This window comes from Pseudomonas sp. RIT-562 (assembly GCF_026241895.1).
Taxonomy (GTDB): Bacteria; Pseudomonadota; Gammaproteobacteria; order Pseudomonadales; family Pseudomonadaceae; genus Aquipseudomonas; species Aquipseudomonas mandelii_F.
Map to the genome: position 1 here is coordinate 47,299 of NZ_JAPJIV010000031.1, position 15,977 is coordinate 63,275.

Annotated in this window: 15 protein-coding genes; 8 read left to right on the plus strand and 7 right to left on the minus strand. The window is 59.7% G+C overall.

Features of this window, described 5'->3' with window-relative positions; translation table 11 throughout:
• The first annotated feature begins 90 nt into the window (after positions 1-90).
• Positions 91-1,785 (plus strand): AMP-binding protein, encoded by a 1,695-nt coding sequence (locus tag ORL50_RS26955; RefSeq protein ID WP_266019572.1) that lies wholly within the window; start codon positions 91-93, stop codon positions 1,783-1,785.
• Between the two features lie 658 nt (positions 1,786-2,443).
• Here ORL50_RS26955 and ORL50_RS26960 read toward each other — a convergent pair.
• From ORL50_RS26960 to ORL50_RS26970, 3 genes are all read right to left on the minus strand, one after another.
• Positions 2,444-3,343 carry a hydroxymethylglutaryl-CoA lyase gene (locus tag ORL50_RS26960; protein ID WP_266019574.1) on the minus strand — a complete coding sequence of 300 codons (900 nt, stop codon included), beginning with the start codon at positions 3,341-3,343 and terminating at the stop codon, positions 2,444-2,446.
• Positions 3,344-3,487: 144 nt separating this feature from the next.
• Positions 3,488-3,889 (minus strand): MerR family transcriptional regulator, encoded by a 402-nt coding sequence (locus ORL50_RS26965; protein WP_266019576.1) that lies wholly within the window; start codon positions 3,887-3,889, stop codon positions 3,488-3,490.
• 50 nt (positions 3,890-3,939) lie between these two features.
• Positions 3,940-4,884 carry a LysR family transcriptional regulator gene (locus tag ORL50_RS26970; RefSeq protein ID WP_266019579.1) on the minus strand — a complete coding sequence of 315 codons (945 nt, stop codon included), beginning with the start codon at positions 4,882-4,884 and terminating at the stop codon, positions 3,940-3,942.
• Between the two features lie 175 nt (positions 4,885-5,059).
• Between ORL50_RS26970 and ORL50_RS26975 the strand changes: the two genes are divergently transcribed.
• Entirely contained in the window at positions 5,060-6,289 is a 1,230-nt protein-coding gene (locus ORL50_RS26975) for an acyl-CoA dehydrogenase (protein WP_266019581.1), read from the plus strand.
• Positions 6,290-6,395: 106 nt separating this feature from the next.
• Here the strand turns inward: ORL50_RS26975 and ORL50_RS26980 are convergent, their stop codons facing one another.
• Positions 6,396-7,202, minus strand: coding sequence for a TatD family hydrolase (locus tag ORL50_RS26980; RefSeq protein WP_266019583.1), 807 nt, complete (start codon positions 7,200-7,202; stop codon positions 6,396-6,398).
• 221 nt (positions 7,203-7,423) lie between these two features.
• Here ORL50_RS26980 and ORL50_RS26985 point away from each other — a divergent pair, with 221 nt between their 5' ends.
• The 3 genes from ORL50_RS26985 (at position 7,424) to ORL50_RS26995 (ending at position 9,944) form a co-directional block, all read left to right on the plus strand.
• A complete protein-coding gene (locus ORL50_RS26985) occupies positions 7,424-8,845 on the plus strand; it encodes an MltF family protein (RefSeq protein ID WP_266019585.1) in 1,422 nt (473 codons plus the stop codon).
• Between the two features lie 106 nt (positions 8,846-8,951).
• On the plus strand, positions 8,952-9,386 hold the full coding sequence (locus tag ORL50_RS26990) for a DoxX family protein (RefSeq protein WP_266019587.1): 435 nt from the start codon (positions 8,952-8,954) through the stop codon (positions 9,384-9,386).
• A 249-nt stretch (positions 9,387-9,635) separates the two neighbouring features.
• Positions 9,636-9,944 carry a class I SAM-dependent methyltransferase gene (locus tag ORL50_RS26995; RefSeq protein ID WP_266019589.1) on the plus strand — a complete coding sequence of 103 codons (309 nt, stop codon included), beginning with the start codon at positions 9,636-9,638 and terminating at the stop codon, positions 9,942-9,944.
• Positions 9,945-9,951: 7 nt separating this feature from the next.
• On the opposite strand, the gene ORL50_RS27000 is transcribed toward ORL50_RS26995, so the two are convergent.
• Positions 9,952-10,617: a GNAT family N-acetyltransferase gene (locus ORL50_RS27000; RefSeq protein WP_266019591.1), complete on the minus strand. Its 666-nt coding sequence runs from the start codon at positions 10,615-10,617 to the stop codon at positions 9,952-9,954.
• Between the two features lie 284 nt (positions 10,618-10,901).
• On the opposite strand from ORL50_RS27000, the gene greB reads away from it, so the two are divergent.
• Positions 10,902-11,396 carry a transcription elongation factor GreB gene (gene greB, locus ORL50_RS27005; protein ID WP_266019593.1) on the plus strand — a complete coding sequence of 165 codons (495 nt, stop codon included), beginning with the start codon at positions 10,902-10,904 and terminating at the stop codon, positions 11,394-11,396.
• 22 nt (positions 11,397-11,418) lie between these two features.
• Here the strand turns inward: greB and ORL50_RS27010 are convergent, their stop codons facing one another.
• Both ORL50_RS27010 and ORL50_RS27015 read right to left on the minus strand, forming a co-directional pair.
• On the minus strand, positions 11,419-13,923 hold the full coding sequence (locus tag ORL50_RS27010) for an ABC transporter permease (RefSeq protein WP_266019595.1): 2,505 nt from the start codon (positions 13,921-13,923) through the stop codon (positions 11,419-11,421).
• Positions 13,923-14,606, minus strand: coding sequence for an ABC transporter ATP-binding protein (locus ORL50_RS27015; RefSeq protein ID WP_028619977.1), 684 nt, complete (start codon positions 14,604-14,606; stop codon positions 13,923-13,925). Before ORL50_RS27015 ends, ORL50_RS27010 begins: the two co-directional genes overlap by 1 nt.
• Positions 14,607-14,616: 10 nt before the next feature.
• Between ORL50_RS27015 and ORL50_RS27020 the strand changes: the two genes are divergently transcribed.
• Positions 14,617-15,222 carry an arylesterase gene (locus ORL50_RS27020; protein WP_266019600.1) on the plus strand — a complete coding sequence of 202 codons (606 nt, stop codon included), beginning with the start codon at positions 14,617-14,619 and terminating at the stop codon, positions 15,220-15,222.
• 56 nt (positions 15,223-15,278) lie between these two features.
• Positions 15,279-15,572, plus strand: a complete 294-nt coding sequence (locus ORL50_RS27025) for a hypothetical protein (RefSeq protein ID WP_003226812.1) — start codon at positions 15,279-15,281, stop codon at positions 15,570-15,572.
• Positions 15,573-15,977 lie beyond the last annotated feature (405 nt).

A 15,977-nucleotide genomic window follows, 5' to 3' on the forward strand; every position in this document is an offset into this window, starting at 1 on the left:
GCGATCGCGAGCAAGCGTTGCTCCCACAGGCCTCACTTCATTCAGGAAGGGCTGCGGTAACACCCACTAATAAAGACAATAGGGGTCGTCATGGATCAACCCAGTGCAAGCCCGCAGCGCAGCTATACCCGCGGTTCCCAGGACAAAGCCTTGCTGGCGATGACCATTGGCCAGGCGTTCGATGACACTGTCAGCCGCTACCCGCAAGGAGAAGCGCTGGTAGTGCGCCATCAACAGCTGCGCTACACCTGGCAGCAATTGTCCGCCGCCGTCGACCTGCATGCTCGGGCGCTGTTGGCGCTGGGCTTGCAGGCCGGTGACCGGCTCGGCATCTGGGCACCCAACTGCGCGCAATGGTGTATCAGCCAATTCGCCAGCGCGAAGATCGGGGTAATCCTGGTCAATATCAACCCGGCGTATCGCAGCTCGGAACTGGAATACGTACTCAAACAATCGGGTTGCCAGTGGCTGGTGTGTGCCGGCGCCTTCAAGACTTCCAACTATCACGAGATGCTCCAGGGGCTGCTGCCTGAACTTGCCGAGCAATCCATCGGTAAGTTGCACAGCGAACGCCTGCCGGATCTGCGTGGCGTGATCAGCCTGGATAGTCAGCCGCCGTCGGGTTTCCTGCCATGGTCGCAATTGGCCGATCTGGCCGCCAGCGTCCCGATGCAGCAGCTGCACGAACGCCAGGACAGTCTGAATTTCGATCAGGCGGTGAACATCCAGTACACCTCCGGCACCACCGGGTTTCCCAAGGGCGCGACGCTCAGTCACTACAACATTCTCAACAACGGCTACATGGTGGGAGAAAGCCTGGGGCTGACCGCCGATGATCGGTTGGTAATCCCGGTGCCGCTCTACCACTGCTTCGGCATGGTCATGGGCAACCTGGGCTGCATCACCCACGGCAGCACCATGATTTACCCCAACGATGGATTCGATCCGCTGCTGACCCTGACCACCGTCGCTGAAGAAAAAGCCACTGCCTTGTATGGCGTGCCCACCATGTTCATCGCCATGCTCGACCAGCCAAGGCGTCAGGAATTTGATCTGTCGAGCTTGCGCACCGGCATCATGGCTGGCGCTACCTGCCCGATCGAGGTGATGCGGCGGGTGATCAGCGAAATGCACATGAGCGAGGTGCAGATTGCCTACGGCATGACCGAGACCAGTCCGGTCTCCCTGCAAACCGGTCCCTCGGACGAGCTGGAGCTGCGCGTGACCACCGTCGGTCGTACCCAGCCGCAGCTGGAGAGCAAGATCATCGACGAGGCAGGCAACCTGGTTCCGCGCGGCACCATCGGCGAGCTGTGCACTCGTGGCTACAGCGTGATGCTCGGTTACTGGAACAATCCCCAGGGGACGGCGGAGGCCATCGACCAGGCAGGCTGGATGCACACCGGTGACCTGGCCAGCATGAATGATGAAGGCTACGTGTGCATTGCCGGGCGCAATAAGGACATGATCATCCGCGGCGGCGAGAATATTTACCCGCGTGAACTGGAAGAGTTCTTTTTCACTCATCCCGCCATTGCCGACGTACAGGTGATCGGCATTCCATGTTCACGCTACGGCGAGGAAATCGTCGCCTGGATCAAGTTCCACCCCGGCCACAGCGCGACCGAGCAGGAGCTGCAGCTTTGGTGCAAAGAGCGCATCGCGCACTTCAAGACCCCGCGCTACTTCAAGTTTGTGGAAGAGTTTCCAATGACCGTGACCGGAAAAATCCAGAAATTCCGTATGCGCGAGATCAGCGTCGAGGAGCTCAAAGCGACACTGTAGGAGCTGGCTTGCCAGCGATGGCGGCGGGTCAGTCGACATATTGGCTGGCTGACCCAACGCCATCGCGAGCAGGCTCACTCCTACAGAGCAGGCGAAACCTGAATCCCAGACAGCACAAAGGGGAGCAGAAGCTCCCCTTTAATTTGTCGTTGCGCGTGCTCTTTTTTTATTATTGAGGGGCGGTCTGTTGTTGTTTTTGGTAACCGTGGCCCTTTACCGCTGTTTTTGTCGATCCCCATCCGGGATCAAGAGCAAACGTATTTTTTTGAGCGCTGATCTGCTTTTTCGCCAAGCGATCCAACCAGTTCGGGAGCTACCTGAAGGTAGTTTTATTGTTCTCTGCCCGGTTGCGGGTTACTTCGAAAAGCACCCTGAAAAGCACACCTTCTCCAAAAAAATCTGTTAGCTGCGTCTCTGCCGTGTTGTTCTTGTTATGTCAGAGTCGTTACGTCTTATTTTTATTGGTTTGCTGCTTTTTATTCTTGTTATGCCATAGAGATAGCAGGAGCCGTGCCAACTTTTAAAATTCCTTTAAAAACAAGAAGTTATGTTTTTTTGATGATTTTTGCAGGCGCCTGGATCTCACATTTTGTTTCCGTGTTACTCGTTTGTGCCCACGTTTCGGACGGGGCGGTAACACCCCGACACAACCGGCCGCTCACTGTGCGCTACGCGCCTTGGCAACCCGCGATCCGGTAGGCCGGCCCAACACGTCACAGATCTGCTGGCCGGCCAGGATCAAGGCGTCCAAGTCAATGCCGGTAGTGATGCCCAGGCCATTGAGCAGGTACACCACGTCTTCGGTGGCCACGTTACCGCTGGCACCTTTGGCGTAGGGGCAGCCGCCGAGGCCGGCGATGGAGCTGTCGAAGGTCGAGATGCCTTCCAGCAAGCTGGCGTAGATATTGGCCATGGCCTGGCCGTAGGTGTCGTGGAAATGCCCGGCGAGTTTTTCCCGGGGGACATCGGCCGCAACCACGTCGAACATCCTGCGGGTGGCGCCTGCGGTGCCGGTGCCGATGGTGTCGCCCAGCGAGACCTCGTAGCAGCCCATCGCGTACAGCTCGCGAGCGACCCGTGCGACCTGCTCCGGGGCCACATCACCTTCATAGGGGCAACCCAGCACACAAGAGACGTACCCGCGCACAGTCACCCCGTGTTGCCGGGCTGCGTCCATGATCGGGACAAAGCGCTCCAGGCTTTCGCTGATCGAGCAATTGATGTTGCGTTGGGAGAACGCTTCCGAGGCGGCGGCGAACACCGCGATTTCCTTGACTCCGGCGGCAATGGCGTCCTCGAACCCGCGCAGGTTGGGAGCGAGTGCGCCGTAGGTGACGCCTGGTTTGCGCTGGATTTGCGCGAAGACTTCTGCCGAGCCGGCCATCTGCGGCACCCATTTGGGCGAAACAAAACTGCCAACTTCGATGTAACCAAGACCGGCGGCGCTCAGTGCGTCTACCAGTTGTACCTTGTCGGCGACGCTGATGGGCTGCGCTTCATTTTGCAAACCGTCGCGAGGGCCGACTTCGACCAGTCGCACGTGGGAGGGTAGGGACATGGGAATCGACCTGGTTTATCTGAATGTTTATAAAACTCTGTGGGAGCAAAGCTTGCTCGCGATGGCGGCCTATCAGTCGACACCAAGGTTGAAGTCATGCCCTCATCGCGAGCAAGCTTTGCTCCCACAGTGTTGTTCGGTGAATTACAGAACTGCTTGCTGGCTCTTGATCGTTTCTTCCAGCGCCTGGGTGCAGCGCTCCTGCGCCGTGTCCAGTTCCAGCTTCATCTGTTCGATGTCGAGCATCTGCTGTTCCAGCTGATCACGCCGTTCGGCGATTTTGTTCAACATGGTCTGCAACTGTTTCTGGTTGCCACCGGCAGGGTCGTAGAGCTCGATCAGCTCACGGCATTCGGCCAATGAAAAGCCGATGCGCTTGCCACGCAGGATCAGTTTCAGGCTGACCTTGTCCCGGGGTGAATAGATGCGTTCCTGGCCCCGTCGCTCCGGGCTGAGCAAGCCTTGCTCCTCGTAGAAGCGGATCGCCCGGGTGGTGATGTCCAGCTCGCGGGCGAGGTCGGAGATGCTGTAGGTCAGGCTGCTCATGGGCGCGCTCGAAAATGGGTTATGGCGCTAAGCTAATGTCAGGTTGACGTTTACGTCAAGGGGGCCTGCGCCTTATCCAGCTTCTTCTCATGCGCTGTCACCTGCTGGCACAACTCGATCATCTGCTCGCGCATCCAGCGGTTGGCCGGGTCCTGGTCAGTGCTCTCATGCCAATACAGGTGAGTCTCCACCGGCGGCACATCGTTGACCGGCAAACTGAAGGCGTGCAGATCGTTGCGGCGGGCGAAGCGCTCCGGCACGGTCATGACCATGTCAGTCTGCTGCAGCACTTGCGAAGCCATCAGGTAATGCTGGGAGCGCAAGGCGATCTTGCGCTGGATGCCCATTTTTCCCAGCGCCAGGTCCACATGCCCCAGGCCGCTGCGGCGGCTGGAAATATGGATGTGGGTCAGGGACAGGTAGTCGTCGAGGCTGAATTTTTCCTTGTTCGCCAGCGGATGCCCCTTGCGCATGGCGCACACGTAGCGGTCCTCCATCAGCTTTACATGGCGTACCTGAGGGTCGGTATTGAGCGGTGCATCGACTGCGAAATCGAGACGCCCGGCCGCCAGCTCCTTGGTGGTCTCGCGACGTTTGGACAGGAAGCTCTCGATGATCACGGTCGGCGCCAGACGGCGCAGGCGCTGGAACAGCGGGGGCAGAATCACCGCCTCGGTGAGGTCGGTCATGCTGATGCGATAGGTCTTGACCGCCTGCAGCGGGTTGAAAATGCGGCTCTCCTGCACCGAAACACGTAGCAGCGACAGCGCATTGCGCACCGGGCCGATGATGTTCTGCGCCATGGGAGTCGGCACCATGCCCTGGGCGGTGCGCACGAACAACGGATCGTTGAATGTCTCGCGCAGGCGGGCCAGGGCATTCGACACCGCCGGTTGGGTGATGCCGACGATCTGCCCGGCGCGGGTCAGGTTGGCTTCGGTGTAGATCGCGTCAAAGACGATGAAAAGGTTGAGGTCGACCTTGCTCAGATTCATGGCGCTGCACTCTTATTGTGTGGGCTCGGTGGCCTTGACGATCAGTGGATCATATATCGGTGATGAATGTTAATACACGCCGAGAATAGGCTAGGTAAATTTTCGTCACTGTTCTAGCATCAAATTCATGACCTGAACAACTCATTGAAACCCTCGCTAAAAGGTAGAGCTGCCCATGGATTTCGCTTATTCGCCCAAGGTGCAAGAACTGCGTGAGCGCGTGACCGCGTTCATGGACACCTACGTTTATCCCGCCGAAGCCGTGTTCGAGCGTCAGGTCGCCGAAGGCGATCGCTGGCAGCCGACCGCGATAATGGAAGAACTCAAACTCAAGGCCAAGGCAGAGGGCTTGTGGAATTTGTTTCTGCCTGAGTCCGAGCTCGGCGCCGGCCTGACCAACCTGGAATACGCGCCGCTGGCGGAAATCATGGGCCGCTCGCTGCTGGGGCCGGAGCCGTTCAACTGCTCGGCGCCCGATACCGGCAACATGGAAGTACTGGTGCGCTATGCCAACGAAGAGCAGAAGCAGCGCTGGCTTGAGCCGCTGTTGCGCGGCGAAATTCGTTCGGCGTTCGCCATGACCGAGCCGGACGTGGCGTCCTCCGACGCGACCAACATGGCCGCCCGCGCCGTACGTGACGGTGACCAGTGGGTAATCAATGGCAAAAAGTGGTGGACCTCCGGCGCCTGTGATCCACGCTGCAAGATTCTGATCTTCATGGGCTTGAGCAATCCCGATGCACCGCGGCATGCCCAGCACTCAATGATCCTGGTGCCAGTCGACACCCCAGGGGTGAAGATCGTGCGCCCGCTGCCGGTATTCGGTTACGACGATGCGCCGCACGGTCACGCCGAAGTGCTGTTTGAAGATGTCCGGGTGCCGTTTGAAAACGTCCTGCTGGGCGAGGGCCGCGGTTTTGAAATCGCCCAGGGTCGCCTTGGCCCGGGCCGAATTCACCACTGCATGCGCTCAATCGGCATGGCTGAGCGCGCGCTCGAATTGATGTGCAAGCGTGCCGTCAGTCGTACTGCGTTCGGCAAACCACTGGCGCGGCTGGGCGGCAACATCGACAAGATCGCCGACTCGCGGATGGAAATCGACATGGCGCGGCTGCTGACCTTGAAAGCGGCGTACATGATGGACACGGTCGGTAACAAGGTGGCCAAGAGCGAGATCGCGCAGATCAAGGTCGTGGCACCCAACGTCGCCCTGCGGGTGATCGACCGCGCCATTCAGATCCACGGTGGTGCCGGGGTTTCCAACGATTTTCCGCTGGCGTACATGTATGCGATGCAACGCACCTTGCGCCTGGCCGATGGCCCGGACGAAGTGCACCGTGCGGCCATTGGCAAGTTTGAAATCGGCAAGTATGTGCCGAAGGAAATGATGCGCAGCGGTCAATAAACTGTAGGAGCGAGCTTGCTCGCGATGACGGATTAACATTCAAAAAATGATTTTGACTGTTCAACCGTCATCGCGAGCAGGCTCGCTCCTACAGGTTCGCAGTCCATCATTTGATCGTCGGAAGACTGTAAAACGCCCGTGCACACGCGGTGCTGTGCGCTGCCAGATCCTCTTCGCTTTCCCCGCGATGCAACGCCACCTCGCGCAATACCTCAGTCAGGTACGCCGGTTCGTTGCGACCATTCTTCGGCTTGGGCCGCAAACTGCGCGGCAACAGGTACGGCGCATCGCTCTCCAGCATCAATCGCCCGCGCTTGATCTCTTTGACCAAGGGATGCAAATGCGTCCCCCGGCGCTCGTCACAGATCCATCCGGTAATACCGATGTGCAAGTCCAGGTCGAGATAGCTGAACAAAGCCTTTTTTTCGCCCGTAAAACAGTGCACTACCGCAGCTGGCAGTTGATCTCGATAGTCGCGCAGGATATCCAGCAGGCGCTGGCTGGCATCGCGCTCGTGCAGGAACACCGGCAGTTGCAGTTCCACCGCCATCGCCAGATGTGCCTCAAGCACCTTCTCCTGCTGGGGGCGCGGCGAGAAGTCTCGATTGAAATCCAGCCCGCATTCTCCCACGGCCACCACGTTGGGTTCCTTGAGCAAACTGCGCAGGCGTCGGTCGCTGTCGGCGTTCCAGTCACTGGCCGAATGCGGGTGAATGCCGGCGGTGGCAAACAGTCGCTGAGTGCTTTCGTCCAGTTGCCGGCACAGCTCCAGGGCTTGTTCGCTGCCTTCGACACTGGTGCCGGTGAGCACCAGTTGGCACACGCCAGCGGCGTATGCGCGGTCGAGTACCGCCTGGTGTTTGTCGGCAAAACTGGGGTTGGTCAGGTTGACGCCGATATCGATGAGTTGCATGGTGCTACCTCGGACCAAAGGCCGGAAAGCATATCAGAGCTGCAGATTTATAAGAAAAGCCAAGAACTACAAACAGTTATAGCTGTCTCTTGATGCCGCGAGGCAGGTCATGCTGGGCAAGCGACCCGCGTGATGCCGCTCACTCGCACTTTGTTGCGCTGTTTCTGACGTTCGATTTCGCTCAATCCTTGAAATCGGCCAGTATTCTTTCCGGAGAGTGGATGACACGTCCCTCGGTGTTGCTACTGCTGTGTTTGTCGATGTTACTGCCGATGCCGGCGGTTGCGCGTCTGGCCGGCCCACTGCAAGCCGTGCCTGCGGCCAAGGTTCGCGACCTGGTGGAAATTCGCAGCAGCCGGGTGTTGCGGGTACTGGTCAACCAGAGTCGCAACAGCTCCGGGGAGGTCCAGGGCCAGGCCATTGGCGTCGAGTACCATCGCCTGCGGGCCTTTGAGCAATACCTCAACGGTCACGCCCGAGACGGTCAGGAAATCACCCTGAAGATAATCCCCAAGGGCAAGGATCAACTCATCGGCGCCTTGCAGCGCGGTGAGGGTGACCTGGTAGCGCCGGGTGAATTACTCGACCTGCAGGCCGGTCATGCCGTCAGCAGCAGTGCACCGATTGCCAGCAATATTCCGTTGGTCCTGGTTGGAATCAAGGGCGAGCGGCGCTATACCCGCCTTGAGCAACTGTCCGGCAAAACCCTGGCCTTGCCCACCGGCAGTGCCGCCGGGGACGCGGTCAGCCAGATCAACCAGAAACTGGCACTGCATAAATTGCCACCGGTGAACGTCGAATGGGTCGACCCCAGCCTTGCGGTCGAAGACGTGCTGGAAATGGTCCAGGGCGGCATCTTCCACCTGACCATCGTCGAACAGCCGATCGCCGAGCGCTGGGGCAAGATCCTGCCCAAGTTGCGACTCGACCGCCAGGTACTGATCAGCGAGCCGGGAGAAGAGTTCTGGTTCGTACGGCGCGACGCTGCAATGTTGCGAGCAAGCATCGACCGCTTTCTGCTCACCTACAAAAAGCCCTCCGATCAGGATGTGGCGTTCCTGCGCATCTATCGACGCCTGTATCAAGTGCATTACCCCTTGGCGAAGGCCAATCGGCAGCGTCTGGAAAAGCTGCGCCCGGTGCTGCAGAAACATGCGGCGGCCCAGGGCATGGACTGGCTGAATCTGGCGGCGCTGGCGTTCAAGGAATCGGGCCTGCAACCCAATGCCCGTAGCGGCTCGGGGCCCACCGGGTTGATGCAGATCACCCCGTCGGCGGCGCAACGGGTAGGGGTGAATAACATTCAGGAACTGGACGCCAATGTGCAGGCCGGGGCCAAGTACCTGGCGATGATTCGCCGCAAGTTCTTTGCCAGCCCCAAGCTCAACGAACGTGAGCGCATGGCGTTCGTGCTGGCGGCGTACAACATCGGACCCGAGCGAGTTCAGGGCATGCGCGCCGAGGCGCGACGTCGAGGGCTGAATCCCAATCAATGGTTTTTCCAGGTCGAGCGCATTGCCATGGAGCAGGTCGGAATGGGGCCGGTCAGCTATGTTAATAGCGTGAACAAGTATTACCTGGCATTTGATCGGGAGCGGGAGTCGTTGGAGCCAGCAGGGCAAAAAGTTGCCACTCGCAAATGATCGACTAAACTGATTGTTATGGTGGGATAATTGCGCTTTTAACATAAAAATAACCGATTAATATAGCGGCCAACCAAACACTCAAACCAAGAATGGATGACACAGCATGAGCTCACTGATCAACAAGGTTCTGTTTACCCGCGCCGGCTACGGCTTGACTGTCCTGCGAATCTTCGTCGGCATCATCTTCGCCGCTCACGGCGCGCAGAAGCTTTTTGGCGCATTTGGCGGTTACGGTTTGGCCGGCACTGCGCAGTACATGGAAAGCCTGGGCCTGACGCCAGGTTATGTGATGGCGACCCTGGCCGGTGGCACCGAGTTTTTCGGCGGCCTGGCATTGATTATCGGCCTGCTGGCGCGCCCGGCAGCATTGGGCCTGACGTTTCTGTCGCTGGTCGCCATCTTCAGCGTGCACATCAGCAATGGTTTGTTCATGGCCAACAACGGTTATGAATTTGCCCTGGCCCTGCTCGGCGGCTCTATCGCGGTGTTGATCGAAGGTGCCGGCAAGCTCTCGGCAGATCGCGCAATCGCCGGTTAATCGCTCTGGCTCAACGAAAAGGCCCGCATCACGCGGGCCTTTTTTGTTGCTCGCGATTCTTGACACTGCCGTGTCGGCTTCTCTAGGATGCTGCTCATGCGCCGATTTAAACAGCTACTTGCGGGGCGCCGGGTGACTCGATCAGTCACCGATAGAAGCTTGGAAACAGGCTTCGAAATTCCGCTAAAGCGCTGGTTCGGTGTTGCCTCTCACCTGCCATGCAGACCTTTGAGGCAGAGACACGACACAATGAATGCACTAAGCCCCGTTGTACGCCCTGCGCCGATCACGGCACACCTCACCCAGCGCAATCCAAAAATCCTGCTTGGCGGCAAACATCAGCCGACGCTCCTGCGTTATCTCGATGGCTGGCCCCGCCGCACGGGTGGTCCTGCTGCATTCCTGATTCAGTTTGTCGAAGACGGTGAGTCCCTGGCACGTTTCGCCAGCGACAGCTTTGACCTGGCGGTGATTCAGTCGCCGAGCCTTGAAGATGCAGCCCGGGTCATTGGGCAATTGACCCGGGTGGCCCGCCAGGGATTGATTACCCGGCGCTGAAAACCGATCACACAAGCGTCTTAAGGGCCAGCTCGAAGGGATCACAGCCGCTGCTGGCAAAGCTTTGATAGCGGCCGAACAGGCGGAAAAGGTAGATCGAGCCGACGTTCACATAGCCCAGGCGGTAAATGGACTTCAACGAATCGAAATTGCTCGACTCGACATAGGAGACCAAACCCTTGTAGCCCTTTTCCAGGTAGTGCTTGAGTGCGAGATTCATGCCGATGGCGTGCAGCCGCTGGCCGCGGTAGTCGTGATGGGTGAAACCCTTGTACATGTACACGAAGGACGGATTGAAGTGCAGGAACAGTTCCGGCGGATCGATATGGGTCGGTTGTTGCGAGTACCAGCCGTAGGAGGCCAGCACCCCACCATCAAAGATGCCAAAGCACTGGTCACCCTTGGCCAGGGACTCTTCGATGAAGCTCTCCGGCATCTCGTTCCCGGGATCGCGAGAGTAGTGGCGTAACATCTGTTCGCTGAGGAACATTGGCTTGAAGTGCGAGGGATAGTCGAGAAATTTGTCTTCGACTTTCTGCAGCGTCACCCCACGCAGAATTTTGAACAGCATGAAGTTGTTGACCGCCTTCAACATCATCTGGTGGACGGAATTGGCTATTCCTTTCTGGCGGATTTTCGTCTGGCCCTTCTGTAGCAACTCCTGCACGATCATTGCGCCCTCCCACAAAATATCCGGGTAGTGAAAAAAAGGGGGATTTGCATGACAACCAAATGCCAATTTATTGGCCTTGTAACAAGATGTTAGCAAGTTAATTTCGCTTTGCTCGGAAAAGCGTCATAAAACTATCGCTGCTCGTCGATGGACCCATAGAATCATTTGAGTTTTCGTGGCTATGTATCTGAGTAGCCTGCTAATCATTTCCGGCGCCGCTGGCGCAGGTCGGGAAAATTTTTTTTCAGTGCTGCCATTTACGACGCGCCCCAGGAGGCACCGACTTGAGTACCAACATCATCACAAAGGAAGGTCATGACGCCCTGAAACAGGAGCTCGATTACCTCTGGCGGGAGAAGCGTCCGGACACGACACGTAAAGTCACCTGGGCAGCTTCGCTGGGCGATCGCAGCGAGAATGCCGATTACCAGTACAACAAAAAGCTGCTGCGCGAAATTGACCGCAGGGTCCGTTATCTGCGCAAGCGCCTGGAGGACGTGCGGGTGGTCGAGTACTCGCCGGAACAGGAGGGCAGGGTGTATTTCGGTGCCTGGGTCGAGATTGAAAACGAAGCCGGGGAGGTGAAGAAATTCCGTGTGGTGGGCTATGACGAAATCTATGGGCGAAACGATTACATCTCGATCGATTCACCGATGGCGCGTGCGCTGCTGAAGAAGGAAGTGGGTGACGAGGCGGTGGTGCAGACCCCGGGGGGCGAAGTGTTGTGGTGGATCAACTCTATTGACTACGGACAAACGCCCAGCGATCACCCTGGGTAGGGTGATCGCTCAAGCGCGTTGATCAACCCTCGCGCAGCACGGTCAGCGGGCTGGCATTCAGGGCTCGACGGGTGCCGAATACGCCCGCGCCGCCAATCAGCACGGCGCCGATCAAGGGCAATACCAACAGCCATGGATGCGGCTGCCAGGGCAGGTCGAACGCATAGCGGTACAGCACCAGGCTGACTAGTTCCGAACCCAGCGCCGCGAGCAGGCCACTCACGGCCCCCAGCAGACCGAATTCGATTCGCCGGGCCTTGACCAGCAGCTGCCGTTCCGCGCCCAGCGCACGTAGCAGTGCTCCTTGGCGAATGCGCTCATCGAGCGTCGCCTGCAATCCGGAAAACAGCACGGCCATGCCGGCTGCCAGGACGAACAGCAGGACGTACTCCACCGCCAGGGTGACCTGGGCGAGGATGCTGCGCAGTTGCGCAAGCAAGGCTTCCACTTGCAGGATGGTCACCGCCGGAAAGCTGCGGGACAGGTCGACGATCTGCTGGTCGTGACCCGCCGCCAGGTAGAAGCTGGTCAGGTAGGTAGCCGGCAGATCCTTCAAGGTGCCGGGCTGGAAGATCATGAAAAAGTTGGGCTGGAAGTTGTCCCAGTTGATGTCACGCAAGCTGGTGACTCGGGCTTCGCGATTGACGCCGCCGACCGTGAACACCATGTGATCACCCAGCTTGAGCTTCAGGCTTTCGGCAACTTTGCCCTCCACCGATACACCGGGAACCTCGCCGGGAGTCTGCTCGGTCCACCAGCTTCCAGCGGTGAGCTTGTTACCTGCGGGCATGTCGGCGGCCCAGGTCAGGCTCAGGTCGCGCTGAATGGCGCGATCTCCGGCGGAATCCTTGCTGACGATTTGCTGCACCGGCTCGCCGTTGATGCTGATCAGCCTTCCGGGCACTACCGGATACAAGGGCGCCGCCTGAGCCGAGAGTTCGATCAGGCGATCGGTGAATGCCTGCTTGTCGGCCGGCAGAATGTTCAGGGCAAAATAGTTGGGAGCGTTTTTCGGCAACTGATTTTGCCAGGTATCTAGTAGTTCGCCGCGCAGCAGCGCGATCAGCGCCATGGACAGCAGGATCAGGCCGAAAGCCAGGGATTGTCCCGCTGCTGCCAGGGGATGGCGCAGCAATTGGCCCAGCCCCAGGCGCCAGGGCAGGGAGGCGCGAGCCAGCATGCGGCGCAGGCTTTTTAGCAGCAGCAACAGCAAGCCGCCGAGGACCAGCGCGGCGATCACGCCACCGCCGAGAAGGGCGAAGGTCAGCACCAGGTCCAGGCTCAGGCGCCACATGATCAATCCGAGTGCGCCCAATGCTGCGCCATAGACCATCCAGGTACTGGACGGAATGGGTAGCATGTCTCGACGCAATACTCGCAGTGGTGGCACCCGACCCAGCGCGGCCAGGGGCGGCAGGGCAAAGCCGGCCAATGCCACCAACCCGGTGCCGATCCCGGCAATGGCCGGGAACAGACCGCCGGGTGGGACGTCTGTGGGCAGCAGGTCATGCAGTAACGCAAACAAGCCCAGTTGCGCCAGCCAGCCAATCACCGCACCGCTGATACTCGCGAGCAGGCCCAGCACCGTCAGCTGCAAGCTGAACAGCAGCAACGTTTCCCGACGTGACAGGCCCAGGCAGCGCAACAGTGCGCTGGCATCGAAGCGGCGAGTGGCAAAGCGCGTCGCCGACAGGGCCACCGCCACGCCGGACAACAGCACCGCCACCAGGCTGGCCATGTTCAGGTAGCGCTCGGCCTTGCCCAGCGCCCCACCGATTTGTCGATTGCCATCGCGTGCATCCTGCAGCCGCTGATTCGGCGCCAGGCCGGGCTTGATCGATTGCCGGTAGGTTTCCAGGGCCTCGGCCTTGCCGCGCCACAGCTTCCGATAGCTGACCCGGCTGCCGGGCTGGACCACGCCAGTGGCGGCAAGGTCGCTGAGGTTGATCATGACCCGTGGCGTCAGGCTGTAGAAATTGCCCGCCCGATCAGGCTCGTAGGTCAGTACCCGGGTGAGCTTCAGCGTCTTCATGCCGACGTCGATGCTGTCACCCATCTTCAGGTCCAGAGCCGTCAGCAGACGTCCTTCAACCCAGGCTTCGCCGGGTTTCGGGCCGCCACCGGACTCCTCCGGGGCGAAGGGCGCGGGCGCGCTTTTCAGTTCGCCGCGTAAGGGGTAGACCTCATCGGCCGCCTTGATGCTCGACAGCTGGATGCCATTGTCGGTAGCGATCACGCTGGAGAATTCGACGACCTGGGCGTGTTCCAGCCCTAGCTCGACCCCGCTGCTGATCTGTTCCGGTCGCGCCGGGGAGCTGCCCTCGAGCAGCAGGTCGGCGCCGAGGAATTCAGTAGCGCGCAGTAGCATGGCGCCGTTCAGACGGGCGCCGAAGTACCCTATGGCAGTACTCGCCGCGACGGCCACCAGCAAGGCGAAAAACAACACCCGCAGCTCACCGGCGCGGGCGTCGCGTAGCAGTTGGCGCAGGGCAAGGCTGAACAGGCGCAATAGCGGCAGGCGTGCCATCAAGGCTCCAGAGGGGCGACCAGCAGGCCGGCTTCAAGGCGGATCAGGCGCCGGCAGCGGTGTGCCAGGCGTTCGTCGTGAGTCACCAGCACCAGGGTGGTGCCGCGCTCTTTGTTGAGTTCGAACAGCAGGTCGCTGATGCGCTCACCGGTGTGACTGTCGAGGTTGCCCGTGGGCTCGTCGGCAAACAACACGTCGGGCTCGGCCGCGAAAGCGCGGGCAATCGCCACGCGTTGCTGTTCGCCTCCGGAGAGTTGGCGCGGGGAGTGGGTCAGGCGCTGGCCCAGGCCGACCCGCTGTAACAGCTGCGTGGCGCGCTCGCGGGCATCCTTGCGGCCGTCCAGTTCCAGCGGGAGCATGACGTTTTCCAGGGCATTGAGGCTGTCGAGCAGCTGGAACGACTGGAACACAAAACCGACGTGCTCGGCGCGAATGCGCGCGCGCTGGTCTTCGTCAAGATTGCTCAGGGCCTGGCCGGCCAGGGTGACTTCGCCGCTGCTGGGCAGGTCGAGGCCGGCGAGCAGACCGAGAAGGGTGGATTTGCCGGAACCGGAGGCGCCGACGATAGCCAAACTATCGCCCTTGTTCAGTTCCAGGCTGAGTTCGTGCAGGATAGTCAGTTCACCTTCCGCGCTGGGTACCACTTTGCTGAGGTTCTTCGCGGTGAGAATGCTTGCGCCCATGGAGAATCCGATGCGAGTGTGGTTTTTGAGTGCTGGCCTGGCCTTGATGTGCATGGCCCAGAACGCAGCGGCGGGTACAGTCCTGATCGTTGGCGATAGTATCAGCGCAGGTTTCGGCCTGGATACCCGCTTGGGCTGGGTGTCTTTGCTTGAGCAGCGGCTCAAGCGCGAAGGTTTCGACGATAAGGTGGTCAACGCGTCCATCAGTGGCGACACCAGCGCCGGAGGCCAGGCGCGGCTGCCGGCGCTGCTTGCAGAGCATAAGCCGGAGTTGGTGATCCTCGAGCTGGGTGGCAATGACGGCTTGCGCGGGATGCTCCCAACTCAATTGCAACAAAATCTTGCGTCGATGATCGACAGCTCGCGGGCCAGCGGGGCAAAAGTGTTGCTGCTGGGCATGCAGTTACCGCCTAATTATGGTGTTCGCTATACCAAGGCTTTTGCCGAGGTGTACACCTCGGTGGCCGACGAGAAAAAGATCCCCCTGGTGCCGTTTTTTCTCGAAGGAGTGGGAGGTCATCCGGACATGATGCAAAGCGACGGCTTGCACCCGGCTGCCGGGGCTCAGGGCAAGTTGCTGGAAAATGTCTGGCCGACACTGAAACCGCTGCTTTGACGCTTTTCTAGTGGCTGCGTTTCGGCTAAGGTGGCGCCCCCGATTTGGAGCCCCCGATGCCGCGTCCCGCCTGGTCACTTTTCGCCTATCAACTGATCGAGCCTGACGAACAGCTGGATCTGTTCGCCTGCCAGGAAGTGCGGGTGCATCTGGTGACCCGTCAGCTGGAACTGGGCGGCTCGGCTGATCGCACCCTCTGCGGCAGCCTGTTGCCGGCCCAGCCACGCTGGTCGAGCGTGGATCGCCGGGTGTTTCAGGATCAGCGCCTGTGTTCGTTGTGCCGGGCGATTCTGGAATCGCAGAAGCGTGGAACTTCGCCGATCTGGCCGGAATTGCGGTTTGAGCTTTGAGCTTTGAGCTTTGAGCTTTGAGCTTTGAGCTTTGAGCTTTTATGCAGTGTACATATCCGGTTTTGCGGTCACGGCTGCTATTGGTTCCGCCCTTACGGCGGGTCACTTTTGATAGAGCGCAAAAGTAACCAAAACGCTCTTGCCCCACCACTCGGCACCTCGCTTAGGCTCGGTGTGCCCTCACTCCGGTATTGCGCAGCGGGTCGCCGCGATGGGCCGTCCCTGGCCCAGCGCGGCTAAACCGGCATCCTTGCCGGTTTACCCGCTGCGCAATACCTGCGTTCGGCCATCGTGGTTAACGGGGCGTCCGCGATCAACAACCGGGCCGAGGCGGCCTGAAAGCCGACCTGACGGGTAGTCCGGCTTTGCATCGGCGGTGTTACGTGAGCGCGAATTTTTGGCAGA